Genomic DNA, 25,232 nt, shown 5'->3' on the forward strand with positions numbered 1-25,232 from the left:
TGGTTGAAGACAGGTGCTCGGTGTGCTGAAACCACGTTAGCCGCCGCGGCCCCGGAATGCCGGATTGACCGCGGCGGGCGCGAACCCGGGCGGTTACCCCCGGACCGCGCCCTGAATGAAGTCGACCATTCTGGCGGCGCCGTCCCTGGCCCCGGCGGATGCCGCCGCGACGCCCATCCGGCGCACCCGCGACCGGTCGCTCAGCACGGGGATGAGCTCGTCCCGGACCCATTCGGGGAGGAAGTCCGCGTCATCGACGAGGATTCCGCCGCCGGACGCGACGACGTCGGCCGCGTTGAAGCGCTGCTCGCCGTTGCCCACCGGGTACGGCACGTACGCGGCCGGGATGCCCAGGGCGCTCAGCTCGGACACCGTGCCGGCGCCGGACCGGGACACGGCGAAGTCCGCCGCTGACAGCGCCAGGTCCATCCGGTCGCAATAGGAGATCATGCGATAGTGCCCCAGACCGGGGTCGCTCACCTCGGACTTGTCGCCGGTGATGTGCAGCACCTGCCACCCGGCGGCGATCAGCGCGGGCGCGGATTGGACGATCGTCGTGTTCAGTCTTCTCGCGCCGAGGGATCCGCCGGTGACGAGCAGGGTGGGCCGCTCCTCGGCGAGGCCGAAGAAGGCGAGCGCCTCCGGGCGAGTCGCGTCCCGGTCCAGCTCGGCGATTTCGGCGCGCAGCGGCATCCCGACGGTGTGCGCGCGCCGGATCCGGGTGCCGGCGAAGGCGACACCGACATGGTGGGTCAACCAGGCGCCCAGCCGGTTGGCCAGGCCGGCCTTGAAATTGGCCTCGTGGATGACGATGGGGATGCCTGACCGGCGGGCGGCCAGGTACGCCGGCGTGGACACGTAGCCGCCAAAACCCACCACGACGTCGACGCCGCGGGCGGCGAGGAGGTCGGCAAGGTCGGCGACCGCCTGGTTGAACCGCGGCAGGAAAGTGAGGGCCTGGCGGTTCGGACGACGCGGGAACGGCAGCCGGGGCACGAACACGAGCTCGTAGCCGCGGGCGGGAACCAGCCTGGCCTCGAGCCCCTCCCGGGTGCCGAGCACGATCAGAGTGGCGTCCGGTTCCCGCGCGGCGATGGTGTCCGCCACCGCCAGCAGGGGGTTCACGTGGCCGGCGGTTCCGCCTCCGGCCAGAAGGTAGGTGGTCACCGGTTCTCTCCCGTCAGCGCTGTGTTGGCCGGCGAGGCCGCGTTGGCCGGCGAGCCGGCATGGTCGCCGTGGGCGAAGGACAGCACGATTCCGATGGCGCCCAGCGTCGACAGCAGGGCTGTGCCGCCGGACGAGACCAGCGGGAGCGGCACGCCGAGAACGGGGAACACGCCGAGGACCACGCCGATGTTGACGAACGCCTGGCCGATCAGCCAGACCATGACGGCCGCGGTGGAGACCCTGGCCTGCATGCTCACGCTGGTGCGCATGATCCGCAGGAACGCGAACGCCAGGAGGATGAACATGGCCAGCACCACGATCGCGCCGATCAGGCCGAGCTCCTCGCCGATGATGGCGAAGATATAGTCGTTGTCGGCGGCGGGCAGCCAGGACCACTTCGCTTTGGAGTTGCCGAGCCCCACGCCGAACACTCCCCCGTTGGCGAGGGCCCAGGTACCGTGCAACGGCTGCCAGCAGGCGGCCGAGATGGGGCCGTCGACCGCGTCGCAGCCGTCACCGAGGAAGCTCAGGATGCGCGTCATCCGGTTGGAGCTGGTCAACGCCATCAGGAGAGCGAGCACGGCACCGACCCCGAGCGGAAGGCCCAGCATGCGCAGGCGCACCCCGGCGAAGAAGAGCGCGCCGAAGAGGATGCCCGCCATGATCATGACGGTGCCGAGGTCCCCGCCGATCAGGACCAGCATGACGGCGCCGCCGCCCACGCCGAAGACGGGGATGTAGACGTGGCGCCAGTCGTCGAGCTTGTTCTGCTTCTGGGACAAGATCATGCCGAGCCAGATGACCAGGGCCAGCTTGATGCCCTCGGAGGGCTGGAACTGGATCCCGCCGATGGAGAGCCAATTGGTGTTGCCGGCCACTTCGATGCCGAGCGGCGTGAACACTACCAGGCACTGGAGCAGGCAGGAGATGATCAGCGCCGGCCAGGAGACGCGCCGCCAGAACTTGAGCGGCAGCCGGCTGATCAGCAACATCAGGGGCACCCCGATCAGGGCGAACCCGCCCTGGCGCAGCACTGTGCCGAAGAACCCGGTGTTCTCCAGGTAGGAGTCCACCGAGGAGGACGAGAGCACCATGACCAGTCCGAACACGATCAGGAACAGGGTCGTGCCCAGCAGCAGGAAGTAGCTGGCGGACTCGGCGTGCAGGACCCGGCCGAGATGGATGCGGGCGGCGTGCCCCGCGTCCTCGGCCTCCGGAGCGGGTCCCGCAGCATGGGGCCCCGCCGTCCGGGTGGCGGCGGTCGCCGCGGCCAGGTCAGGCCTGGGCGCGCGGGTCCGAGGCGGAGTCGCCACCCCGATCACCTCCAAGATATTCGTGCACGGCTTCGGCGAACAACCGGCCGCGCTGGGCGTAGTCGGTGAACTGGTCCATGGATGCGGCGGCCGGCGCGAGTAGCACGACGTCGCCGGTTTCGGCGAGGTCGGCCGCCAGCCGCACGGCCTCCGGCATGACCTGACCAGTGTCGTCGGCCTCGATCTCGAACACCCGCAGCTCGGGCGCGTGTCGCCGGAATGCGTCGCGCAGCACGGAACGGTCGACTCCGATGATGACGGCGCCCCGCAGGTGCCCGACGTGGCCGGCCACCAGCTGGTCGATGTCGACGCCCTTGAGCAGGCCTCCGACGAGCCAGACGACGGAGTCGAACGCGGTCAGTGACGCGTCGGCCGCGTGCGGGTTGGTGGCCTTCGAATCGTCGATCCAGCGGATGCCGGCGGCCTCGGCCACGATCTCGATCCGGTGCGCGTCGAGCCTGAAGTCTTCGAGCGCGTCGTGGATGACCGCGGCGGGCACGCCGAAGGACCGGGCGAGGGCGCTGGCCGCGAGGATGTCGGCGAGGAGGTGCGGCGCACTGAGCCCGTTGGCGCGGAGGTCTTGCACGGTGGTGATCTCCACGGCCGTCTCGTGCCGGTCCTCGTGGAACGCGCGGTCGCAGAGGATTCCGTCCACGATGCCGAGGTCGCTGGGACCGGGCACACCGAGGCCGAAGCCGATCGCCCGAGCCCCCTCGACGACGTCGGCGTCCTCGACCATGCGCATCGTGGCGGCATCCGCCTTGTTGTAGACGCAGGCCGACTTCGTGTTCGCGTAGACCGTGGCTTTCGCGTCGCGGTACGCCTTGGCCGAGCCGTGCCAGTCGAGGTGGTCGTCGGCGATGTTCAGGCAGACGCTGGCCCAGGGCACGAGCGCTCCCGGACCGGTGCGGGGCAGGTGGTGCAGCTGGTAACTGGAGAGCTCGACCACGAGCACGTCCCAGCCCTGCGGGTCGCGCACGGCGTCGAGCACGGGCACGCCGATGTTGCCGCAGGGCGCCACCCGGTGGCCTGCTGCGGCGAGCATGGTGGCGGTGAGCTGCACCGTGGTGGTCTTACCGTTGGTGCCGGTGACGAGGATCCATTCGGCCGGGGCACCGACCTTGTCCCGCAGGCGCCAGGCCAGCTCGATGTCACCCCAGACCGGGATGCCGGCGGTCGCAGCCCAGAGCAGTAGCGGGTGGTCGGGGTGGAAGCCCGGCGATGCGATCAGCACGTCCGGCCGGTGCTCGATCAGTTCGGCGGGCACGGTGGCCGGGGCGGCCTGCACGAGGCCCGCCCCGATCACGTCGAGCAGGCGGATGGTCTGCTCCGGTGCCGTCCCGGCCACGACGAGCACCTCGGCGCCGAGTTCGGCGAGGGTGTCCGCGGCCGCGAAGCCGGTGACGCCCAGGCCGAGCACGCCCACCCGCAGGCCGGACCAGTCGGAGTGCCAGCTGGTCAGGCCGTCCAGGCGCGCGGCATCCGCTGCGGCGAGCGAGGCGCCGCCGGAGTGTCTTCCGGTCACTAGCTGGCCAGCCATTCGAGGTAGAACGACCCGACGCCCGCGGCCACCAGGAGGCCGCCGATGATCCAGAAGCGCACCACGACGGTGACTTCGGCCCAGCCCTTGAGCTCGAAGTGATGGTGGATCGGGCTCATCAGGAAAATGCGTTTGCCGCGGGTGAGTTTGAAGTAGGCGCGCTGCACGATGACGGAGCCGGCCTCGAACACGAACAGCCCGCCGATCAGCACTAGGAGCAGCTCGGTGCGGCTGAGGATGGCCAGGGCGGCCAGGGCGCCGCCGATGGCGAGTGACCCGGTGTCGCCGAGGAAGATCTTCGCCGGCGACGTGTTGTACCAGAGGAAGCCGATCAGGCCGCCGACGATGGCCGCCGACACGATCGCCAGGTCGAGCGGGTCGCGCACGTCGTAGGAGCGGTAGAGGTCGGCGACGTCCGCTCCCCCGAACCGGGCCTGGTTGGACTGCCAGAAACCGATCACGATGAAGGCGCCGATCGAGAGGATCGAGGAACCGGTGGCGAGGCCGTCGAGCCCGTCGGTGACGTTGACGCTGTTGGAGGTGGCCGCCACGATCAGGCAGATCCAGATCACGAAGAGGATGGTGCCGATGATGGCGCCGAGCTGCATGAAGTCCAGCGGCAGGTCCCGCAGCAGCGAGATTTTCGTCGACGCCGGCGTCACCCCGTTGATGTTCGGGAACTGGATCGAGAGGAGGGCGAAGGTGCTCGCCACGATGACCTGCCCGATGACCTTGGCCCAGCCGCCGAGACCGAGGCTGCGCTGGTTGCGGGTCTTGAGGAAGTCGTCGATGAAACCGACGAAGCCGAGGCCCACCATCATGAATAGCACCAGCAGCGGCGACATCGGGATGTGGCTCCCGGTGATCCACATGGCCGAGAAGTAGCTGATCACGGTGCCGAGGATGATGATGATGCCGCCCATGGTGGCGGTGCCGCGTTTGGCGTGGTGGCTCTGCGGCCCGTCGTCGCGGATGAACTGCCCCCAGCCCAGCTTCTTGAACAGCCGGATGAACAGTGGCGTGAACGCCAGGGTGAAGACGAGGGAGAAGGCTCCGGCCATCAGCAGTGCTCTCATGAGAACCACTCTCCGAGCCGGTCGCCGAGAAAGCGCAGGCCGGCGGAATTGGACGATTTGACCAGCACAGTGTCTCCCGGTCGCACCGTCTTCGTCAGCAGGTCGAAGGCCTCGTCCGACGACTCGACGAACGCCGACTCCCCGTCCCAGGATCCTTCGTTGATCGTGCTGATGTGCATGCGCCGCGCGCCGCGGCCCACGACGACGAGCTGGGAGATGTTCAGCCGCACGGCCATCAGGCCGATCCGGTCATGCTCTTCGCCGGCCAGCTCGCCCAGTTCGCTCATCTCGCCGAGGACGGCGAAGGTGCGCTGCCCGGGGGCGGCGATCTGGGCGAGTGTCTTCAGCGCGGCGGTCATCGAGTCGGGGCTCGCGTTGTAGGCGTCGTTGATCACGGTCACGCCCTCACGCCCACCCATCACCTGCATCCGCCAGCGCTCGGCGGTCTGCACGGATTCAAGGGCGGAGACGATGTCGTCGATCCCGACGCCGAGGAGTTCGGCGGCGGCCGCGGCGGCCAGTGCGTTCATCACGTGGTGCTCGCCGAGCACCTGGAAGGACACCGGCCGTGACTCCCCCGAGGCCAGCTGCAGGGTGAAGGTGGTGCCGGTCGCGGTCCCGTGCACGTCGGTGGCGCGCACGCCCTCGTCGCAGTACTGGCCGAACCAGACGATCCGGGCCGCGGTGGCGGCGGCCATCCCGGCGACGCGCGGGTCGTCGGCGTTCAGCACGGCGACATCCGTGGCCAGCAGGTCGGTGACCATCTCGGTCTTGGCCAGGACGGTGGCCTCGATGCCGCCGAACTCGCCCGCGTGGGCGAGGCCGACCTTGAGCACGATGCCGATGTCGGGACGGGCCATCCTGATCAGCCGGGCGATCTCGCCGACGGCGCTCGCACCCATTTCGGCCACGAGGAATCGGGTGTCCATCGTGAGTTCGAGCATGGTCAGCGGCGCGCCGACCTCGTTGTTGAAGGAGGCCCGGGCGGCGACGGTGGGCCCGACCCGTTCGAGCACGGCCCGGATCAGGTTCTTGGTGGTGGTCTTGCCGTTCGAGCCGGTGACGCCGACGATCTTCAGGTTGCCGGCGGCACGCACGCGGAGCACGACCTCGGTGGCCAGGTCGCCCAGCGCCACCACGGCGTCGGCGACGACGATCTGGGCCACGGGCAGGTCCAGGCGCCGTTCGACGATCAAAAGCGCCGCGCCCTGCCCGGCGGCGGACGGGGCGAAGAGGTGGCCGTCGGTCACGTCCCCGGGCTTGGCCACGAAGATCGAACCGGGCACGGATTCGCGCGAGTCGGTGTGCACCGTGCCGTCGACGACGGACTCGGCGGTCAGCGCGCTGCCGTCGAGGTGGAGGACCCCGGAGACGGCCGCGGCGATCTCGGTCAGGGTGAGGGCGATCATCTACAGCCACCCGGCTTCGCGCAGCGCCTGGCGGGAATCGTCCCTGGCGGAGTACGGAATCTTGACGCCGGCGACTTCGTGATAATTTTCATGCCCTGGTCCCGCGTACAAGATCGCGTCGCCTTCTTTCGCTAGTGAGAGTGCCGTGCGGAACGCCGTGCGGGGATCCGCGACCTCGTAGAACTCCCCGTCGGGGACGGCTTCCCTGGCTGCTGCCAGGAGCGTGGCACGGATGGCCGCGGGGTCTTCGAACCGCGGGTGGAAGTCTGTGACGACCACGATGTCCGACCCGCGCGCCGCGATGGCGCCCATGTCGGCGCGCTTGGTGGTGTCGCGGTCGCCGTCGGCCCCGAACACCATGATCAGGCGGCCGGGCGTGAACTTGCGGATGGCGGCCAGGGTGTTCAGGAACGCATCCGGGCTGTGGCCGTAGTCGATGTAGACGAGCGGGCCCGCGTCGCCCGAGATGCGCTCGGCCCGACCGGGGATGTAGACGTCGATGCCGCCGTCGCGGTCGAGCGTGTGCGCGATGGCCTCGAGGTCGTAGCCGGATTCGACCAGCAGCAGGATGGCGAGGGCCGCGTTGGCGGCCATGAACCAGCCGACCAGGGGAACCCGGGTCTGCAGCCGACGGCCTTCCGGGCCCTCGAGCAGGAACTCGGTGTAGAGCGCGCTCTCGTCGACGATGCTCATGTGCCAGTCGGCGTCGACCGCGGGGTTGCTGCTGAGGGTGGTGACCGGGATGCGGCACTCCTCGACGATCCGGCGACCCCAGCCGGAGTCCACCGTGATCACGCCGCGGCGGGAGCGGTCGGGCTGGAAGAGCTCGAGCTTGGCCTGGAAGTACTCGTCCAGGCCGGCATAGTCGTCGAGGTGGTCGTGGCTCAGGTTGGTGAACCCGGCCACGTCGAAGACGAGGCCGTCGACCCGGTGGCGGCTGAGCGCCTGCGCCGACACCTCGATGGCGACGGCCCGAACCTCGGCCTCGCGCATCCGTGCCAGCAGCGCGTGCAGTTCGGTGGCTTCCGGGGTGGTCAGGGCGCTCACGACGGCCAGCTCGCCGATGCGGCGTTCGGCGGTCGAGGTGAGCCCGGACACGACGCCCAGCTGATTCAGGATGGCGAAGAGCAGGTAGACCACGCTGGTCTTGCCGTTCGTGCCGGTGACGGCGAAGAGCGTCGCCGGGTTGTCCTCCGTGCGGTAGATCCAGGCGGCGACGGCTCCCAGCGCGGCGCGCGCGTCGGGGGTCGCCAGGATGGGGAGGCCGCTGCCGGCGGCGAGGAGCGCGCCGGCCTCATCGGTCAGGATGGCGACGGCGCCGGCCTCGCGGGCGGCCGCGGCGAAGGACGCGCCATGGCTGGCCCGTCCGGGTACGCCGACGTAGAGGTCTCCGGGCTGCACGGTGCGCGAACTCAGGCTGACGCCGGTGACCTCGAGGCCATCCACGTCGCCGCGCAAATAAAGTTCGAATTCATCGACCAGTCCCGACAACGATCTGGGGACCGGATGCTGAGGACGGAGAGCCGAGGGTGCCAATTCGGTCACGGGGGCTCGCTTTCTTACCAGGTACCGGGAAGGGCAGGCGCGGTGGCGCCCGATGGAACCGCCCGGTACTTCTTCAGCACCTGGCTCATGACCTCCTGGAAGACCGGAGCAGATGCCGCCGAAGAGTTCAGTTTAACAGGATCGGCGAGGCTGACGGACACGACGTACTGCGGATCGTCGGCCGGGGCGAAGCCGGAGACCGACACCAGGTACCCCTTGGTGTACCCTCCCTGCCCGTCCGGCATCTGCGCCGTGCCGGTCTTGGCGGCCACGCGGTAGCCGGGAATGTTCCACTTCGCGGCCAGCCAGCCCTTCTGGTAGACCATCTCGAGCATGTCGGCGGTGTCGCGCGCGGCGGTGGCCGAGATCACCGGTGTCCCGGTCGTCGGCGGGACCTCGGTCATGGTGCCGTCGGCGTGCCGGCAGCCCGCCACCAGCTGCACGGGCATGCGTACCCCGTTGTTGCCGATCGTCTGGTAGATGCTGGACACCTGCAGTGCCGTGGTCGTCAGACCCTGCCCGAACATGGTCGCGTACTTGGTCTGGTTGTCCCAGTCCTGCCACGGGTGCAGGATGCCGGAGTCCTCGGCGAGGAAGCCCGATTCGGTGACCGCGCCGATCCCGAATTTGGTCATGTAGTCGTAGCGCTGCTCATCGCTGATCATCTCGCCGAACTTGGACATCCCGGTATTGGAGGATTCGATCAGCACGCCGGTCAGGGTGAGGTTCAGGTCGGCGTGGCCGGAGCTATCGTTCACGTTGGCACCGTTCGCCGGGAGGTACCGGTAGGGCGCGACGACCTTGCTGTACGGCGTGGCCACGCCCGCATCGAGCACGGATGCCGCGGTGAGTGCCTTGAACGTCGAGCCCGGTTCGAAGGAGGCCGTGAACGCCCGCGACCCGCGGTCGTCGGGGTTCGGGGTGCCGTTGACGTTGTTGGGGTCCACCGAGGGGTAGTCCGCCACAGCCACCAGCTTGCCGGTCTTCACTTCCTGCACGACGACGTTGCCCCACGCCGCCCCGGTCGCGATGGCCTGCTTGGCCAGCACCTGCTGCACGTACCACTGCAGGTCGGAGTCGATCGTGGTGACGACGTCGCCGCCGTTCTCGGCCTGCCTGGTGGTCACCGTGCTCTGCGGCAGGCGAACACCGTCGGCGCCCTTCTCGTAGGTCTCGATCCCGTTGCTGCTGGCCAGGCAGGCGTCCTGGCCGAGCTCGAGCCCGGCCTGCGCCTCCCCCACGGACGACACGAACCCGACCAGGTTGCCGGCGACGGCGCCGTCGGGGTAGACCCGGCTGGGATTCTTCTCGGCGTACATCCACGGAATCTCGAGCTTGTCGATGGCCCGGAAGACCGAGACGTCCACCGCGCGGGCGACGAAGGCGTAGTCGGAGTCCTTGTTCTCGGCGAGGGCGTCGGCGATGATCTTGAGGATGGCGTCCCCGGACTGCCCGGTGAGGGCGCCGACCTCGGCCGCGGCCTGGGCGACGGTCACGGTCACCTTGCCGGCGTCGGTGGTGCGTTCGAATTCGGCCGCGTTCCGTGGCGACAGGGTGATGTTGTAGCGCATGACCGTGCCGGCCAGGACCACGCCGTTGGCGTCGACGATGTCGCCGCGGGAGCCGTAGACGGGTTGCTCGACCGATCGGTTGCCGAGCGAGTCGGCGTTGAGCGTGTCGGCGCGCACGATCTGGATGTCCACCAGCCGGACCACGAACACGGCGACGAATGCGAACAGCAGCACGACCGTCACTGCGATGCGCCGTCTGCCTGACCGGGTGCTGCTCGCCACCTGTGAGTCCTTACTGCGGCCGGGGCCACTGGTTTGGCGGGTTCTGGAGGTGAGCGGCGGGCGAGCGTGCTGGAACGAGACCGCGGTCCGGAACAGCCTAACCGTTACCGGGTCGCGGGCGTCGGCAGTCCGTTCGGCGTGGCCGTCGAGGCGACCGGAGCTGCGGCAGGCGCGGCGGCCGGGGCCACCGAGCCGCCCACGCTGGCACCCTGGCCGCTGCCCTGCGGCAGCTGGGTCACGAGAGGCACCCCGGCGAGGAGGGAGTTGGGCACCAGGCTGGCGGCGCCGCCCTGGCTGCCGGCGGCCGAGGCCGGAGCGCCGAGCACGGCGCCGTCGGACAGCCGGAGGTAGACCGGGTTGGAGTTGCTGACCATACCGAGGGCCTCCGCGTTGGCCGCGAGGCTCTGCGGCGAGGACGACCGCACGAGGTCTTCGGTCACGCTCTCCGCGGTGCGCCCGAGTTCGACCTGGCTGGCCTGGAGCCGGGAGACCTCGTAGGCGGACTGGGAGATCCCGACGCTGAGGAGCAGTTGGGCGAGCACGATCAGTGAGACGCCGGTGACGGCGGAGAGGGCGTAGACGATCTTCGGTCGGGCCCGGCGCTGGCTGCTCGAGGACACGATCTCGATGTGGCGGCGTTCCTCCACCGCGGCGGCGGGCTCGGTCGCCCAGTTCGGTCGTGGTGCGCGTGCGAGGTTGTCGCTCATGCTGCTCTCCTCAGTCGCTCGGCGGCGCGAAGTCGAACCGACGTGGCACGCGGGTTCATCGCTTTTTCGTCTTCCGAGGCCATTTCGGCGCCGCGGATCAGAAGCTTGAATAGTGGTTTGTGTTCGGGCAGCTCGACCGGGAGGCCGGCCGGGGCGCTGGAGCTGGAGGCCTTGGCCAGCAGTTTCTTGACGATCCGGTCTTCGAGGGACTGGTAGGCCATGACGACGATGCGGCCGCCGACGGAGACCGCATCGAGCGACGCCGGGATCGCGCGTTCGAGCACGGCGAGTTCCTGGTTCACCTCGATGCGCAGCGCCTGAAAGACCCGTTTCGCCGGGTGGCCGGCGCGCTGGACGACGACCGGGGTGACGGCGGTGATGACGGCGACCAACTGGGCGGAGCGCACGAACGGCGTCGTTTCCCGAGCTTCGACGATGGCCTTGGCGTAGCGTGCGGCCAGTTTCTCTTCGCCGTACTCGTGGAAGATCCGGCGCAGTTCCTGCTCGCTGTAGGTGGCGAGGATGCGCTCGGCGGTCAGGTCGCTGGTGTTGTCCATGCGCATGTCCAGGGGCGCGTCCTTGGAGTAGGAGAACCCGCGCTCGACCCGGTCGAGCTGCAGGGAGGACACGCCCAGGTCGAAGAGCACACCGGACACCTCCGTGATGCCGAGGCCGGCCAGGGCGTCCTGGATGCCGTCGTAGATGGTGTGCACGAGGTGGATCCGGTCGCGGAACGGCTTCAGCCGCTCCTCGGCGATGGCCAGGGCGTCGAGGTCCCGGTCGAGTCCGACCAGGGTCAGCCCGGGGAAGCGCTGCAGGAACGCCTCGGCGTGCCCGCCCATGCCGAGGGTGGCGTCGACGAGGACCGCGCCGGGGCGCTCCAGCGCCGGGCCGAGCAACTCGACGCAGCGTTCGAGCAGTACTGGGGTGTGGATGTCGTTGATGGCCATAATCCGGGTCAGACCCTGAGTCCTGATCCCCATCCATTCGTTCCTGCCACCGGGGAAGTGTGTCAGGCAGAACGGCTGGGAGTCAGGCGCCAGGAGCTAGATGAGTCCCGGAATCACCTCCTCCGTGATGTTTGCGAATGAGGCTTCTTGTTCGGCGAGGTAGGTCTCCCACGCCGCGCTGTCCCAGATTTCGACCCGGGTGCCCGCACCGATGACCGTGAGCTCGCGGTCGAGTCCGGCGAAGCTGCGCAGGTGGGCCGGGATGGTCACCCGGTTCTGCTTGTCCGGCATCTCGGCGCTCGCACCCGACAGCATCACACGGGCGTAGTCACGGGCGGGCTTGCTCGTGAGCGGTGCCTGGCTGAGCTTCTCGTGGAACGCCTCGAACTCGCGCGTCGTGAAGACGTAGAGGCAGTTCTCCTGCCCACGGGTCATGACGATCCCGGTGGCCAACTCGTCGCGGAACTTCGCGGGGAGGATGATGCGCCCCTTTTCGTCGAGCTTGGGTGCGTAGGTCCCGAGAAACATTCATCACCCCTTCTCTTCCGGCCAAGTTCCAGGTCTTGCTCCACTTTACTCCACTTTCATCCACAAAGTCGGAAATAACCGAGAAAACTCGAGATATTTTCCCCACTGACCCGCACAAACACTGGGCTGGTCCGGTGGAGGGAAAATTGTCATTGGGCACCGGTCCCGCCATCCCCGGGCCGTTTTCGGGCACAAAAAAAGGGCCGATCAGATGATCGGCCCGATTGTTCTCTGCGGTTTGTGTTGCTGCGGTTGGCGTTGCTGCGGTTGGTGTTACTGCTGGCCGTCCTGGCGGCGGTCCCAGCGGTCGTTCATGCGGTCCATGAATCCGCGGTCGGCGGTGCGCTGCGTCGGCTGGCGACGGGGAGGACCGGTCATGCGGCGGCCCGACTTGCCCGGGGTGGTCGCGATCAGGACGCCGGCGAACATGACCACGAAGCCCAAGATGCCGATCCACAACTGCTGCAGGGCCACACCGGCGATCAAGCCACCGATTCCGGCGACGGCAGCCAGAACTCCGATAGCGATCGAGCGGTAGTTGGGCCGGAGGGATGAGCCTCCGACGTTCGCCACGAAGTCGGCGTCGTTGTGGTATAGGCCGCGCTCCATCTCTTCGAGGAGTCGCTGCTCTTGTTCAGAAAGCGGCATCTCATTCCTCCTATTTGGGATCGAGCGGTTTACTCCCCGATTCTAACCCCGCCGGGATGGCTAGGCTAGGCAGGTGGCTGAAAGCAATCAACTGATCGATCTGGTTCATTCTCGCATCGACGATTTCCTCAAAACCCGTCAACCAATTGTGACCAGCATCAGCCCGGATCTGACGCCCCTGGTGGACTTCTCACGGCAGTTTCTCAGCGGTGGCAAGCGCTTCCGGGCCCTGTTCTGCTACTGGGGCTGGCAGAGTGTCGGCACCGGCGCGGGGGGCCCCGGGACCGGCGCATCCGTGCCGGACGAGGGCCGGCTCGGAGCGGTCATTTCCGCCGCCGCGGCCCTGGAGATCTTCCACGCCGCCGCACTGGTGCACGATGACATCATCGACAATTCGGACACCCGTCGAGGAGCCGCCTCGGCCCACAAACTCTTCGAGGGGATGCACAGCGACAACGGCTGGGCGGGCAGCCGGTTCGAGTTCGGCCGGGCCGCTGCCATCCTGCTGGGCGACCTCCTCCTGGGCTGGAGCGACGAGCTGCTCGACGAGGGTCTGGAGCTCGCGCCGGATTCGTCGGCCGCCCGGAACGCGCGGGACGAATTCAACCGGATGCGCACCGAGGTCACCGCCGGCCAGTACCTCGACATTCTCGAAGAGCGAGCCTGGCTGACCCAGCCCGAAGCCGAGCTGTTCGATCGGGCGTTGCGGGTCATCGTCTTCAAGTCCGCCAAGTACAGCGTGCAGGCACCCCTCGTCATCGGCGCGGCCCTGGCCGGCGCCGGACGGGATCACCTGGACGCCCTGCGGGCTTTCGGGCTGCCGCTGGGCATCGCGTTCCAGCTGCGCGACGACCTCCTCGGGGTCTTCGGGGACGCATCCGTGACCGGCAAGCCGAGCGGCGACGACCTGCGCGAGGGAAAGCGCACGGTCCTGATCGCACTGGCCCGCGAGGCCATGCCCGACGCAGGCCGGCGGCACCTGGACGCGCTCCTCGGGGATTCCCTGCTGGAGCCCGCCCAGATCGCGCTGCTGCAGGCCGCCATCACGGACAGCGGCGCCGTCGAAGCGATCGAGGATCTGATCGCCTCCCACGTCGCCGAGGCCCTCGCCGCCCTCGAGGGATCACCGATCAGCGCCGAGGTCACCGGCCGCCTGGTCGAGCTGGCGGAAACGGTGACCCGGCGCGCCTTCTGACCCGGCCGGGTCAGAGAAACAAAGGGGTCAGGCGAGGGCCTGGGCGACGCGTCGCACCTCGGCCTTGCGGCCGGCCAGCAGCGCCTGGATCGGGGGAACTCCGAGGCTGGCGTCGACCTCGAGGAGCCAGTCCATGGCCTGCTCGTCGGTGAAGCCGTCGTCCGCGAGCACGATCAGCGTTCCGCGCAGCTCGGGCAGCGGCGCGCCGTCCTTGATGAACGCGGCCGGAACCTGGAGCGGGCCGCCGTCCCGCCGGACCGCGAGCAGTTGCCTGTCATCGATCAGCTGGCGTACGCGGCTCTGGCTGACGCCGAGCTCCCGTACGAGGTCGGGAATGGACAGCCACAGTTGATCTGAAAACGATTCGGTCACGGTTCCAGCCTCCCATGATTCCCAGGACTCGACAAACCCCGCGCCGGTTTTTTGCGCGTGTTGACGCCCATAACAGGGGCCACACTGTTTGACTCTAATAGTCATCTGTGTCAGCGTAACTGGGCACGCAATCAGGACGAGGAGTCCCATGTCGGCAAAAGCCAGCAGGATCAGCACCAACGCGACGCCGTCGCCCGCCGAAGGCCGGCACCGCCAGGCATCGTCCGGCACCCGCCGGGGACTGGGCATCCTGGCTACCGTTCCCCTCGTTCTGATCAGCACCATCGCGATCAGCCTGAACCTGGCGTCGCCCGCGGACGCGGCGACCCTGGCGAAGAAGCCCGTCAAGAGCAGGAGCAACCTGCCCTCGCCGCCCGCCGACCTCGCGCGGCAGGCCCCCGGCACCTCCGGCGTGGCCGCCCCCGGCCAGTACCAGGTGGTCGAAGGTGACACCGTGAGCGGCGTCGCCGGTCGGTTCGGGCTGTCCACGGCATCCGTGCTCGCCCTCAACGGCCTGGGCTGGTCCGCCAGCATCTTCCCCGGTCAGACGCTGATCCTCGGCCAGGCGAAGCCGGCAGCTTCCGCACCGGCCCCGGCCGACATCGCGAAGTACTCGATCCGGGACGGGGACACCATCAGCAGCGTCGCCGCCGCGCACGGTCTCTCCACCGGCGCCGTCCTCAGCGCCAACGGCCTCGACGGCAACAGCACCATCTTCCCCGGCCAGGCGATCGTGCTGCCCGGACCCGGCGAGGCAGCGCCCGCCACCGTGGCCGCTCCCCCGCCTTCGGCCACCGCCGCCACGGCTCCGGGCTCGCACACCATCGCGGCCGGCGACACCATCGGGGCCATCGCTGCCGCGGCGGGCGTGTCGGTGCAGGCGGTCCTCGACGCCAACGGCCTGGGCTGGTCCAGCATCATTTATCCCGGCCAGGTCCTGGCCGTCCCCTTCTCGTCGTCCCCGTCGGTGTCGGCGTCGGCGTCGGCGCTCCCGCTCGAAGCCGTGGCGCCGTCGGCCCCGACCCTGCCGGAGCCGACGGCGATCTTCGGCGTGGTGACGCCGCTCACCGATGACATGCGCCGCAACGCGGAGACGATCATCCTCGTCGGTCGCCAGGCGGGAGTCAGCGACTCGGGCCTCGTCGTGGCCCTGGCTGCCGCCGCCCAGGAATCGGGCCTCCGGAACGTGGCCTACGGCGACCGGGACTCTCTCGGGCTGTTCCAACAGCGCCCGAGTTCGGGCTGGGGCACGACCGAGCAGGTACTGGACCCCGTCCGGGCCAGCCTCGCCTTCTTCGGCGGGGACGGAAACCCGAACGCGGGCGTCACCCGCGGTCTGCTCGACATCGCCGGCTGGGAATCGATGACCGTGACCCAGGCGGCCCAGGCCGTGCAGATCTCGGCCTACCCCGACCACTACGCCAAGTGGGAGACATCCGCACGGGCCTGGCTGGCCGAGCTCGGCTGACCCGGAACATCCCCCCAAAACCCTGACTACCGGGTGTCCTGGCAGCCCGAGGCCCCGGACGATCCCTAGACTCGACTAGTGAGCGATACCTCTGCCGATCCGATGATCGGCCGTCTGATAGACGGCCGCTATCAGGTGCGCTCCCGGATCGCCCGCGGCGGCATGGCCACCGTCTACGTCGCCACCGACCTGAGACTGGAACGCCGTGTAGCGCTCAAGATCATGCACGGACATCTGGCTGACGACAATACGTTCAAGGCCCGCTTCGTGCAGGAAGCCCGTTCCGCCGCACGGCTCGCGCACCCGAACGTGGTGAACGTGTACGACCAGGGCCAGGACGCCGACATGGCCTACCTGGTGATGGAGTACCTACCGGGCATCACCCTGCGTGACCTGCTCAAAGACTACGGACGGCTCACCAGCGAGCAGACCATGGACATCCTCGAGGCAGTACTGAGCGGGCTCGCAGCCGCGCACAAGGCCGGGATCGTGCACCGCGACCTCAAGCCGGAGAACGTGCTACTGGCCGACGACGGCCGAATCAAGATCGGCGACTTCGGCCTGGCCCGCGCCGTCAACAACAACACCGCCACCGGCCAGGCCCTGCTCGGCACCATCGCCTACCTCTCCCCCGAGCTGGTCACCCGGGGGATCGCGGACGCCCGCAGCGACATCTACGCCCTCGGCATCATGACCTACGAGATGCTCACCGGAGAGCAGCCGTACGTGGGCGAGGCGCCCATGCAGATCGCGTACCAGCACGCCAATGACACGGTCCCCATGCCGAGCACGCGGATTCCGACGATTCCACACGAGCTCGACGAGCTGGTGCTCTGGGCCACCGCCCGCGACCCGGAGCAGCGCCCCCGTGATGCCCGGGTCATGCTCGACCAGCTGCTCGACCTGGACAAACTGGTGCGCCCCGCGGCGACCGGGTCCGGGCAGGCGGAGACCATGGTGATGCCCCGCGGGGCCGGCATGGCCGCCGGAGTGGCCGACGCCGACACTCAGATCCTCGGGGCGGCGCCGCTCGCCGCTACCACGGTGCTCGCGGCGGCCGGGGCTCCCCATAACGCCTCCGCATTCCCCTCGGCCGGTGATTCCGGCCCGGTGAACACCGTCGTCCTGACCGACAAGGCCCGCAAGCGCAAGCGCAAGGGTTACTGGCTGTTCACGCTGGTCCTGCTGCTCGCCGCCCTCGCCGGCGGCGGCGGCTGGTACTTCGGCAGCGGCCCCGGGTCACAGGTTCCGGTGCCGAGCCTCACCTCGGCCAGCCCGGAGGATGCGACCTCCCAACTGGCCGAACTCGGCCTGGAAGCCGCGCGCGACGTGGAATACAGCGGCACGATCGCCGCCGGCCTCGTTTCCAGCACCGACCCGGAGCCGGGCACCCGGATCGCCAAGGGCAGCACGGTGACCCTCCGCGTTTCCCAGGGTCCGCAGCCCATCACGCTTCCGGCGCTGGCCGGACTCACGCAGGAGGCCGCGACCGCCGCCGTCACCGACCTCAAGGCCGCGATCGGCAGCACGGATTCCGTTTTCGACGCCGACGTCGATGCGGGCCTCGTCATCTCCGCGAGCCGCGAAAGCGATGGCGGCGACGTCTCCCCGGGCGGAGGCTACTTCGAGGGTATGAACGTCAACCTCGTGCTCTCACTCGGCGCCGTACCCGACGTGTCGGGCAAGTCGGTCGACGACGCGACGGCAGCCCTCGGCGACAAGGGACTGCTCGTCACCGCCGGCGGGGAGGAATTCAGCGACTCGGTCGCCGACGGTGACGTCATCAGCGCCCGCCCCACCAAGGACGGCCCGGTGCGCGCGGGCGACACGTTCACGCTGACCACGTCGAAGGGGCCGGCCCCGGTCGAGGTCCCCAACGTCGTCGGCAAGTCGTGGGGCGAGGGCAAGAAGATCCTCACCGACCTGGGCTTCAAGCTCAAGTACAACGCGCTCTGGGACACTCCCGGCTTCGCGATCGTCGTGCAGTCGACGGACCCCGCGGCCGGCACACTGGCCCCCAAGGGATCAACGATCAGCCTGGCTGGCTCCCTGGCCTAGCCTGCTGGCTTCTCCCCCTCGTCACCCGCCCGCTCGCCCTCACGGTCCGTCCGCCCGCTCGCACCGCTCGCACCGCCGAGCCGGCGCGGTTCTCGGCCGCTTGCTCCGCCCGCCCTGAACCAATTCGACGGAGATTCTGCCCGAATCGGCCCGAAACCGGCCAAAAGTGCCTTTTTAGAGCGATATATCCGTCGAATTCGTTCGCCGACTCCGGCCTCAGGACCGGTGGATGCGGGTCCGGGACCGGCCATAGCCGGTCGGTTCGCAGGCAAACGAGAGCACCCGTTCCGGTCGAGAGTGCCCGGCTGAACGGGTACTCTCGACCGGAACGGGCACTGTGGCGCCGCGGCGTTGGGGTGGGACTAGCGGGCGGCGAGTTCCTCGGCGACCAGGAAGGCCAGTTCCAGAGACTGCATGTGGTTCAGGCGCGGGTCGCAGAGCGACTCATACCGGGTGGCCAGCGCGGCCTCGTCGATGTGCTCCGAACCGCCGAGGCACTCGGTGACGTCGTCGCCGGTGAGTTCCACGTGCACGCCGCCCGGGTGCGTCCCGACGCTGCGATGCGCCTCGAAGAAGCCGCGCACCTCGTCGACGACGTCGTCGAAGCGACGGGTCTTGTAGCCGGTGGGGGTCGTGACGCCGTTGCCGTGCATCGGGTCGGCGACCCACAGCGGCTTGGCCTCGCTCGCCTTGATCGCCTCGAGCAGGGGCGGAAGGGCATCCCTGACCTTGCCGGCGCCCATCCGGGTGATGAAAGTGAGGCGGCCGGGCTCGCGGTTGGGGTCGAGCTTGTCGACCAGGCGCAGCATGTCGTCGGCGGAGGTGGTCGGGCCGAGCTTGACCCCGATCGGGTTCCGCACCCGGGAGAGGAAGTCCACGTGGGCGCCGTCGAGGTCGCGGGTGCGTTCGCCGATCCAGATGAAGTGGGCCGAGGTGTTGTACGGCGTGCCCGTGCGGGAGTCGATCCGGGTCATCGGGCGCTCGTAGTCCATCAGCAGGCCCTCGTGGCTGGTGTAGAACTCGGTGCGGCGCATCGCCTCGAAGTCGGCCCCGCAGGCGATCATGAACTTGATCGCACGGTCGATCTCCTTGGCCACCTTCTCGTAGCGCTGGTTCGCCGGGTTCGCGGCGAAGCCCTGGTTCCAGCTGTGCACCTGGCGCAGGTCTGCGAAACCGCCCTGGGTGAAGGCGCGGATCAGATTGAGGGTGGATGCCGCGGTGTGGTAGCCCTTGACCAGGCGGGCCGGGTCGGCCTCGCGCGATTCGGGGGTGAAATCGTAGCCGTTGACGATGTCGCCGCGGTAGGCGGGCAGGGTGACGCCGCCGCGGGTTTCGAAGTCACTGGAGCGGGGCTTGGCGAACTGGCCGGCCATCCGCCCCATCTTGATCACGGGCATCGAGGCGCCGTACGTCAGGACGACGGCCATCTGCAGCACGGTCTTGACGCGGTTGCGGATCTGCTCGGCGGTCGCGCCGCTGAAGGTCTCGGCACAGTCCCCGCCCTGGAGCAGGAACGCGTGGCCGCTGGCGGCCTCCGCGAGGCGATCCCGCAGGATGTCGACCTCACCGGCGAACACCAGCGGCGGCTGCGCGGACAGCTCGGCGGACGCGGCGGCGACCGCGTCCGCATCCGGCCAGGTCGGCTGCTGCTTGATCGGAAGCGTGCGCCAATAGTCCAGGCCGGCAACCACAGATCGATCTGCGACGACGACTGGTTCGGTTGGGTCTACCACGCGGCTATTCCTGTTTTCTCTGGGCCGGCGCGCACAACTCCGCACCGAACGATGGCTTTGGTGGCCGGAATCGGCCACAAGGCAATGGAGCGATCTTATCGCGAAAGGCTCGCGCGCTTTTCCTTCACGCTGGTCGCATACACGTCCACGTACTCCTGCTTGCTCAGCGCCTGCAGCTCGTACATCAACTCGTCGGTCACGGAGCGGAGCACGAAGCGGTCACCCTCCATGCCGGCGAACCGGGTGAAGTCCAGGGGCTTGCCGATCACGATGCCGATCCGGCGCACCTTGGGGATGCGCGTGCCGGTGGGCATGGCCTTCTCCGTGTCGATCATCGCGACGGGCACCACGGGCACCTCGGCTTCGAGCAGCATCCGGGCAACGCCCGTGCGGCCCCGATACATCCGGGCATCGGGGCTGCGGGTTCCCTCCGGGTAGATGCCGAGCACGCCGCCGCCGGAGAGGATGCGCAGCCCGGTGTTCAGGGAATCCTCTGACGCCTTGCCGCCGGACCGGTCGATCGGCAGTTGGCCGGTCGCCTTGAAGAACTGGCGCGTGGCCCAGCCATTGAGTCCCTTGCCGGTGAAGTACTCGCTTTTCGCCAGGAAGACAACCCGCCGGGGTACGACCAGCGGGAGGAAAACCGAGTCGATGAACGACAGGTGATTGCTCGCGAGGATGACACCGCCCTCTTTGGGGATGTTCTCGAGACCGACCACCCAGGGCCGGAAGATCGCCAGCAGCAGAGGGCCGATGACAATGTTTTTCATGAACCAGTAGAACATCGTTGCCTCCCTCGGTGACCGGCACAGCCTACTGCGCGAAGACGTGTTTCCGCGCGAGGTCGGCCGCGCCCACGACACCGGCGTCGTTGACGAGTTGGGCGATGGCGAATTCCGCCTCGGGGTGATAGCCCCGGGCCGGCAGGTTTTCGAGGTACGCGGCGCGGATCGGCTCCAGCAACAGTTCACCGGCAGCGGCGACTCCGCCGCCGAAGACGAACAACTGCGGGTCGAGCACGGCCGCGAGACTGGCGCACGCCTGGCCGAGGGACCCGCCGAGCTGACGCAGGGCGGCGAGGGCGCCGTTGTCGCCCTCCTGGATCAGCCGGCCGACCTCCTTGCCGGTGAGCTTGCCCTTGCGCTCCCGCGCGGCGGCGAGCCCGAGACCGATTCCGCCGGCGTCAGCCAGCTCGGTGGCGATGCGGAGCAGGGCCCGGCCCGAGCCGTACTGTTCGATACAGCCGTGCGCGCCGCAGCCGCACAGTCGCCCATTCGGCACCACTCGCAGGTGCCCGAGCTCCGCCGCGCAGCCGAAGCCGCCGCGGAAGAGCCGGTGGCCGGAGATGATCGCGCCGCCGACGCCGGTGCCGATGGTGAGCGTCACCATATCGCTGTAGCCGCGACCGGCGCCGAAGACGAATTCCGCCCAGCCCGCGGCGTTCGCATCGTTCTCGATCAGGATCGGCATGTCGAGCCGCGCCTCGAGCGTGGCTCTAAGCGGCTCGTGGCGCCAATTGACGTTGGGCCCGTAATACACGGTGGACTGGGCAGCGTCGATGAAGCCGGCCGCGGCGATGCCGGCGGCGACGACCTCTTCACCGGCGGCGAGTTCCGTGATCATCTCGACGACGGCATCCTCGATGCCGCGCGGGTCGCTCGCGGTCGTCGGACGACGGTCCGAACGGATGATCGAACCGGACTCGTCAACGAGAGCCGCGGCGATTTTTGTGCCGCCGATGTCAATCCCAATGGCGTGCACAGCATTCTTCTTTCGTAGGGGGAACAGGGGAATCAGGCCCCCGAGCGAGCGGCAGTGCCGAAGCATGCCCTTTAGAGTGTACTGAGTCAACACACCGCACGGCGAAACACCAGCCTCATTCGTCCCACGCGGATAGAGTGGTCGGAAATGCCCGCCCGGTACCAGAGGAGTTACCGTGAAACAGTTCGATCTGCCCGCAATCGTTCCTGCGGATCCCGCAGCCAACGTCACCGACCTGCTCGTCGACCGCCTCGCGGCAACCCCGGAGTCCGTGCTGTTCTCCCTGCCGCAGAACGGCGCCTGGCTCCCGGTGACCACCAGCCAGTTCTACGGACAGGTCATCGCCCTGGCCAAGGGCCTCGTCGCCGCCGGCATCCAGCCCGGCGACAAGATCGGGCTGATGTGCAAGACCCGCTACGAGTGGACGCTGATCGACTTCGCCGCCTGGTTCGCCGGCGCCGTGCTCGTCCCCGTCTATGAGACCAGCTCCCCCACCCAGATCCAGTGGATCCTGGGCGATTCCGACGCCGTCGCCGTGATCGTGGAAACCCCGGAGCACTTCTCCCGCCTCGATGAGGTGCACCCCGAGCTCCCCAGCGTGCAGCGCGTCTGGCAGATCAATCTCGGCGACCTCGACAAGCTCGGGGCCGCCGGGGTCGACGTGCCGGACGAGGAAATCGAGCGACGCCGCTCCCTCGCGGTGGGCGCCGACATGGCCACCCTGATCTACACGTCCGGTTCCACCGGCCGGCCCAAGGGTTGCGTGCTCACCCACGCCAACTTCGTCGAGACCAGCCGCAACGCGGCCGTCGCGCTGGACGAGGTGCTCACCGACGAGCATGGCGCGTCGACGCTCCTGTTCATCACCACCGCGCACGTCTTCGCCCGGTTCATCTCCGTGCTCTGCGTGCACGCCGGTGTGCGCGTGGGCCACCAGCCCGACACCAAGAAGCTGCTCGAATCCCTCGGCACGTTCAAACCGACCTTCCTGCTCGCGGTGCCCCGGGTCTTCGAGAAGGTCTACAACTCCGCCGAACAGAAGGCGCTCGCCGCCGGGCGCGGCAGGATCTTCGAGACCGCGGCCCAAACGGCCGTCGACCACTCGATGCTGGTCAACGCGGGCAAGCCCGTTCCCCTGATGATGAAGATCCGGTTCACCCTGTTCGACCGGCTCGTCTACAGCAAGCTGCGCGCCGCCATGGGCGGGAACGTGAAGTACGCCGTGTCCGGTTCGGCCCCCCTCGGCATGCACCTCGGCCACTTCTACCACAGCCTGGGCATCAAGATCCTCGAAGGCTACGGGCTGACCGAGACCACCGCCCCAACCACCGTGGGCCGCCCCGCCCAGTTCAAGATCGGAACCGTGGGGCCGCCCCTGCCCGGCGTCTCCGTTCGGGTCATGGACGACGGCGAGATCGAGGTCAAGGGCGTCAACGTCTTCAAGGAGTATTGGAAGAACCCGGAGGCGACCGCGGCCACCTTCAACGACGGATGGCTCCGCACCGGTGACATCGGCGACTTCGACAGTGAGGGTTACCTGACCATCACCGGGCGCAAGAAGGAGATCATCGTCACGGCGGGTGGCAAGAACGTCGCCCCGGCCGCGCTCGAGGACCCCATTCGTTCGAACCCGCTGATCGGCCAGGTCGTCGTCGTCGGCGATCGCAAGCCGTTCATCGCCGCTCTCGTCACCCTCGACCCGGACATGCTTGCGGTCTGGCTGAACAACAACGGCGAGGATGCGGGCATGTCGGTCGCCGAGGCATCCGTCAACACCAAGGTTCTCGCCGAGGTGCAGCGAGCGATCGACCACGCCAACGACCATGTGTCCCGGGCCGAGTCGATCCGTAAGTTCACGGTGCTCTCGACGGAGCTCACCGAGGACAACGGTTATCTCACGCCGAAGCTCAGCATCAAGCGGGACATCATCCTGCGGGACTTCGCCGACACCATCGAGGCCATGTATATCGGCGCCCCGGTGACCGGGACGACCCCGGTCAAGGGCTAGGTGTACAGCCAGGCCGGGTAGCCGGACACGTTCTGGTCGGGTCCGCCCGGACCCGACCGGTATCGATCAGAACCAGGTGGACTCGCGGACTTCCTTCATGGCCGCCCGGCGGTTCTCCTTGTCGAGGCGGTCGAGGTAGAGGAAGCCGTCGAGGTGGTCGGTTTCGTGCTGCAGCGCCTGCGCCATGATGCCGGTGCCGGAGAGTTCGACGGCGTCCCCGTCCAGGTCCACACCGGTCACCCGGGCGAACGGGTAGCGCCGGGTCGGGTACCACAGGCCGGGCACGGAGAGGCAGCCCTCCTCCACGAGTTCGGGCTCGCCGGAGACCTCGACCAGGACCGGGTTCAGGATGTACCCGATCTTGCCGTCGATGTTGTAGCTGAACGCCCGCAGGTTGACGCCGATCTGTGACGCCGCGACCCCCGCCCGCCCGGGCAGGAGCACGCTGTCGAGCAGGTCCTCGACCAGGCTCTCCACCCGGGAGTCGATGGTGACGATCGGGTCGGAGACGGTCTTCAGGACGGGATCTCCGAAGAGACGGATCTGGCGCTCAGGCACAGTGGAACTCCAAGTCGTTGGTACAGGGGATGCAAGGGGCGAGGGAAGAGCAGCCCGTGGCGATCACACGCCGCGGTCGGCCGGAAGGCCTTCCACGACCATGGCGGCCAGGGTGCGGGCGGCGAGCCGCGTGATCGGCTTCAGATCGTCGAACGAGATGACACTTCCCGCGGCCAGCTGCGGGTCCCAGGGGATCCGCACGATCTCCCGCACCCGGGACCGGAAGTGCGACTCGATCTCCTCGAGCTTGACCAGGTTGGTGCCCTGGGTCGCCGTATTGAGCGCGACGATGGCGTTCTGCACCAGGTCGCCGTAGCCGTTCGCCTCGAGCCAGGTCAGGGTTTCCGAGGCCAGCCGGGCCTCGTCGACGCTGCCGCCGGACACAATGACGATCGAATCGGCACGCTGCAGGGTCGCCCGCATCACGGAGTGCACGATTCCCGTGCCGCAGTCGGTGAGCATGATCGAGTAGTACCGGGCGGCCAGGTCGGCGACGACGTTGTAGTCGTCCTCGTCGAAGGCCTCCGACAGGAGCGGGTCGGTGTCGGACGCGAGGATGTCGAGCCGGGTGGCGTCCCGGGACACCAGGGCGGAGAAGTCGGTGAAGCCGCCGATGGATGCGGCCTTCGTGACCACGTCGCGCACGGTGGAACGCGTCTGCTTGGTCACGCGCTCGGAGAGCGTGCCCCGGTCCGGGTTGGCGTCGACGGCGATGATCCGGTCTTCACGGGCATCCGCCAGGGCCATGCCGAGGAGTGCGGTGACCGTCGTCTTGCCCACGCCGCCCTTGCGGGTCAGGATCGGGACGAAGCGGGTGCCGCCGTCGAACTCCTTGCGGATGCGGTCGTCGAGTTCCTTCTGCGCCCGCACCCGGGCGGAATCGCCCAGGTTCACCAGGTGCAGGGTCGCCGCGAAGACGAAGGTGTTCCAGACGCCGCGGGGCGGCGGCTTGGTGCGCCGGTTGACCGCCAGCAGGCGGTCGGAGGTGAGCATCGCGGCGGATTCGGGCGAGGAGCTCGTTTCGGGGCGGAGCCGGTCACGGCGGGTTTGCTGGGTCGCGGTCTCGGCGGCGGGTGCGGACAGGGCCCGCACGGCGCCGGTGACGGCCGCCGAGGAGCGCTCGGCACGGGGCACGGCCGGGGTGCTGATTTCGATCGTGTGGGTCGTCGGGTGGCTGGGTGCGTCGGCGGGACGGGACAGGCCGACAGGTCCCCTGCGGGCGGCAACCGGCGCCGAGGCCGGCAGAGCGGCCGCGAGGTTCACGATCGTGTGCGGCGGCAGCTCGCTGTGGTACTCGTCACCCGGCTGGGTGAGCGGCACGGCCGAGGGTTCCCGACCGGAACCCTCGGCGCCTGTGCGCTTTTCGGACAAAAGATCAGCCCCTTCGTCGGAGATCGGCCCCA

General features: G+C 68.7%; 21 protein-coding genes. 4 read left to right on the top strand and 17 right to left on the bottom strand.

Annotation, left to right across the window (positions count from 1 at the left end; translation table 11 throughout):
• Positions 1–93 precede the first annotated feature (93 nt).
• The 11 genes from E3T42_RS03025 to E3T42_RS03075 form a co-directional block, all read right to left on the bottom strand.
• Positions 94–1,167, bottom strand: coding sequence for a glycosyltransferase (locus E3T42_RS03025; RefSeq protein WP_134367413.1), 1,074 nt, complete (start codon positions 1,165–1,167; stop codon positions 94–96).
• Positions 1,164–2,480, bottom strand: coding sequence for a putative lipid II flippase FtsW (gene ftsW / locus E3T42_RS03030; RefSeq protein WP_134402429.1), 1,317 nt, complete (start codon positions 2,478–2,480; stop codon positions 1,164–1,166). Before ftsW ends, E3T42_RS03025 begins: the two co-directional genes overlap by 4 nt.
• On the bottom strand, positions 2,443–4,005 hold the full coding sequence (murD, locus tag E3T42_RS03035; RefSeq protein WP_241975794.1) for a UDP-N-acetylmuramoyl-L-alanine--D-glutamate ligase: 1,563 nt from the start codon (positions 4,003–4,005) through the stop codon (positions 2,443–2,445). The genes ftsW and murD overlap by 38 nt, the downstream gene beginning before the upstream one ends.
• Positions 4,005–5,096, bottom strand: coding sequence for a phospho-N-acetylmuramoyl-pentapeptide-transferase (mraY, locus tag E3T42_RS03040; RefSeq protein WP_134367419.1), 1,092 nt, complete (start codon positions 5,094–5,096; stop codon positions 4,005–4,007). Before mraY ends, murD begins: the two co-directional genes overlap by 1 nt.
• Positions 5,093–6,505: a UDP-N-acetylmuramoyl-tripeptide--D-alanyl-D-alanine ligase gene (gene murF / locus E3T42_RS03045; protein ID WP_134402430.1), complete on the bottom strand. Its 1,413-nt coding sequence runs from the start codon at positions 6,503–6,505 to the stop codon at positions 5,093–5,095. Before murF ends, mraY begins: the two co-directional genes overlap by 4 nt.
• Positions 6,506–8,050 (bottom strand): Mur ligase family protein, encoded by a 1,545-nt coding sequence (locus tag E3T42_RS03050; RefSeq protein ID WP_134402431.1) that lies wholly within the window; start codon positions 8,048–8,050, stop codon positions 6,506–6,508.
• 14 nt (positions 8,051–8,064) lie between these two features.
• Positions 8,065–9,843: a penicillin-binding protein 2 gene (locus E3T42_RS03055; RefSeq protein WP_241975795.1), complete on the bottom strand. Its 1,779-nt coding sequence runs from the start codon at positions 9,841–9,843 to the stop codon at positions 8,065–8,067.
• A 104-nt stretch (positions 9,844–9,947) separates the two neighbouring features.
• The gene (locus E3T42_RS03060; protein ID WP_134402432.1) at positions 9,948–10,550 is read right to left on the bottom strand and encodes a hypothetical protein; all 603 of its coding nucleotides are present in this window, start codon (positions 10,548–10,550) and stop codon (positions 9,948–9,950) included.
• Positions 10,547–11,500 (bottom strand): 16S rRNA (cytosine(1402)-N(4))-methyltransferase RsmH, encoded by a 954-nt coding sequence (gene rsmH / locus E3T42_RS03065; RefSeq protein ID WP_134367513.1) that lies wholly within the window; start codon positions 11,498–11,500, stop codon positions 10,547–10,549. The genes E3T42_RS03060 and rsmH overlap by 4 nt, the downstream gene beginning before the upstream one ends.
• A gap of 96 nt (positions 11,501–11,596) precedes the next feature.
• Positions 11,597–12,028 (bottom strand): division/cell wall cluster transcriptional repressor MraZ, encoded by a 432-nt coding sequence (mraZ, locus tag E3T42_RS03070; protein WP_134367427.1) that lies wholly within the window; start codon positions 12,026–12,028, stop codon positions 11,597–11,599.
• A gap of 273 nt (positions 12,029–12,301) precedes the next feature.
• Entirely contained in the window at positions 12,302–12,676 is a 375-nt protein-coding gene (locus E3T42_RS03075; RefSeq protein WP_134367428.1) for a DUF3040 domain-containing protein, read from the bottom strand.
• A gap of 73 nt (positions 12,677–12,749) precedes the next feature.
• Between E3T42_RS03075 and E3T42_RS03080 the strand changes: the two genes are divergently transcribed.
• Positions 12,750–13,871, top strand: coding sequence for a polyprenyl synthetase family protein (locus E3T42_RS03080; RefSeq protein WP_134402433.1), 1,122 nt, complete (start codon positions 12,750–12,752; stop codon positions 13,869–13,871).
• A 27-nt stretch (positions 13,872–13,898) separates the two neighbouring features.
• Here E3T42_RS03080 and E3T42_RS03085 read toward each other — a convergent pair whose 3' ends face one another.
• On the bottom strand, positions 13,899–14,243 hold the full coding sequence (locus E3T42_RS03085) for an Rv2175c family DNA-binding protein (RefSeq protein WP_134367432.1): 345 nt from the start codon (positions 14,241–14,243) through the stop codon (positions 13,899–13,901).
• Between the two features lie 148 nt (positions 14,244–14,391).
• On the opposite strand from E3T42_RS03085, the gene E3T42_RS03090 reads away from it, so the two are divergent.
• Entirely contained in the window at positions 14,392–15,711 is a 1,320-nt protein-coding gene (locus tag E3T42_RS03090) for a LysM peptidoglycan-binding domain-containing protein (RefSeq protein ID WP_134367434.1), read from the top strand.
• Between the two features lie 78 nt (positions 15,712–15,789).
• The gene (gene pknB / locus E3T42_RS03095; protein WP_134402434.1) at positions 15,790–17,769 is read left to right on the top strand and encodes a Stk1 family PASTA domain-containing Ser/Thr kinase; all 1,980 of its coding nucleotides are present in this window, start codon (positions 15,790–15,792) and stop codon (positions 17,767–17,769) included.
• A 362-nt stretch (positions 17,770–18,131) separates the two neighbouring features.
• On the opposite strand, the gene E3T42_RS03100 is transcribed toward pknB, so the two are convergent.
• The 3 genes from E3T42_RS03100 to E3T42_RS03110 all read right to left on the bottom strand — a co-directional run bounded on the left by E3T42_RS03100 (position 18,132) and on the right by E3T42_RS03110 (position 21,263).
• Complete coding sequence (locus tag E3T42_RS03100) at positions 18,132–19,502, bottom strand: class II 3-deoxy-7-phosphoheptulonate synthase (protein ID WP_370261575.1); 1,371 nt, start codon at positions 19,500–19,502, stop codon at positions 18,132–18,134.
• A 95-nt stretch (positions 19,503–19,597) separates the two neighbouring features.
• Positions 19,598–20,287 carry a 1-acyl-sn-glycerol-3-phosphate acyltransferase gene (locus E3T42_RS03105; RefSeq protein ID WP_134367438.1) on the bottom strand — a complete coding sequence of 230 codons (690 nt, stop codon included), beginning with the start codon at positions 20,285–20,287 and terminating at the stop codon, positions 19,598–19,600.
• Positions 20,288–20,315: 28 nt separating this feature from the next.
• Positions 20,316–21,263 carry an ROK family glucokinase gene (locus E3T42_RS03110; RefSeq protein ID WP_134367440.1) on the bottom strand — a complete coding sequence of 316 codons (948 nt, stop codon included), beginning with the start codon at positions 21,261–21,263 and terminating at the stop codon, positions 20,316–20,318.
• Positions 21,264–21,438: 175 nt separating this feature from the next.
• Between E3T42_RS03110 and E3T42_RS03115 the strand changes: the two genes are divergently transcribed.
• Positions 21,439–23,271: a long-chain fatty acid--CoA ligase gene (locus tag E3T42_RS03115; RefSeq protein ID WP_134367442.1), complete on the top strand. Its 1,833-nt coding sequence runs from the start codon at positions 21,439–21,441 to the stop codon at positions 23,269–23,271.
• Between the two features lie 66 nt (positions 23,272–23,337).
• Here the strand turns inward: E3T42_RS03115 and def are convergent, their stop codons facing one another.
• Positions 23,338–23,829, bottom strand: coding sequence for a peptide deformylase (gene def, locus E3T42_RS03120; RefSeq protein WP_134367444.1), 492 nt, complete (start codon positions 23,827–23,829; stop codon positions 23,338–23,340).
• 63 nt (positions 23,830–23,892) lie between these two features.
• Complete coding sequence (locus E3T42_RS03125; protein ID WP_241975796.1) at positions 23,893–25,149, bottom strand: MinD/ParA family protein; 1,257 nt, start codon at positions 25,147–25,149, stop codon at positions 23,893–23,895.
• Positions 25,150–25,232: the final 83 nt, after the last annotated feature.

Origin of the sequence: Cryobacterium sp. TMT4-10, assembly GCF_004403275.1 — a bacterium.
Lineage (GTDB): Bacteria > Actinomycetota > Actinomycetes > Actinomycetales > Microbacteriaceae > Cryobacterium > Cryobacterium shii.

Coding starts and splice junctions, on each gene's coding strand:
- E3T42_RS03090 (WP_134367434.1), top strand. CDS start 14,392: ATGTCGGCAAAAGCCAGCAGGATCAGCACCAACGCGACGCCGTCGCCC.
- mraZ (WP_134367427.1), bottom strand. CDS start 12,028: ATGTTTCTCGGGACCTACGCACCCAAGCTCGACGAAAAGGGGCGCATC.
- E3T42_RS03105 (WP_134367438.1), bottom strand. CDS start 20,287: ATGTTCTACTGGTTCATGAAAAACATTGTCATCGGCCCTCTGCTGCTG.
- E3T42_RS03075 (WP_134367428.1), bottom strand. CDS start 12,676: ATGCCGCTTTCTGAACAAGAGCAGCGACTCCTCGAAGAGATGGAGCGC.
- murF (WP_134402430.1), bottom strand. CDS start 6,505: ATGATCGCCCTCACCCTGACCGAGATCGCCGCGGCCGTCTCCGGGGTC.
- rsmH (WP_134367513.1), bottom strand. CDS start 11,500: ATGGCCATCAACGACATCCACACCCCAGTACTGCTCGAACGCTGCGTC.
- mraY (WP_134367419.1), bottom strand. CDS start 5,096: ATGAGAGCACTGCTGATGGCCGGAGCCTTCTCCCTCGTCTTCACCCTG.
- E3T42_RS03060 (WP_134402432.1), bottom strand. CDS start 10,550: ATGAGCGACAACCTCGCACGCGCACCACGACCGAACTGGGCGACCGAG.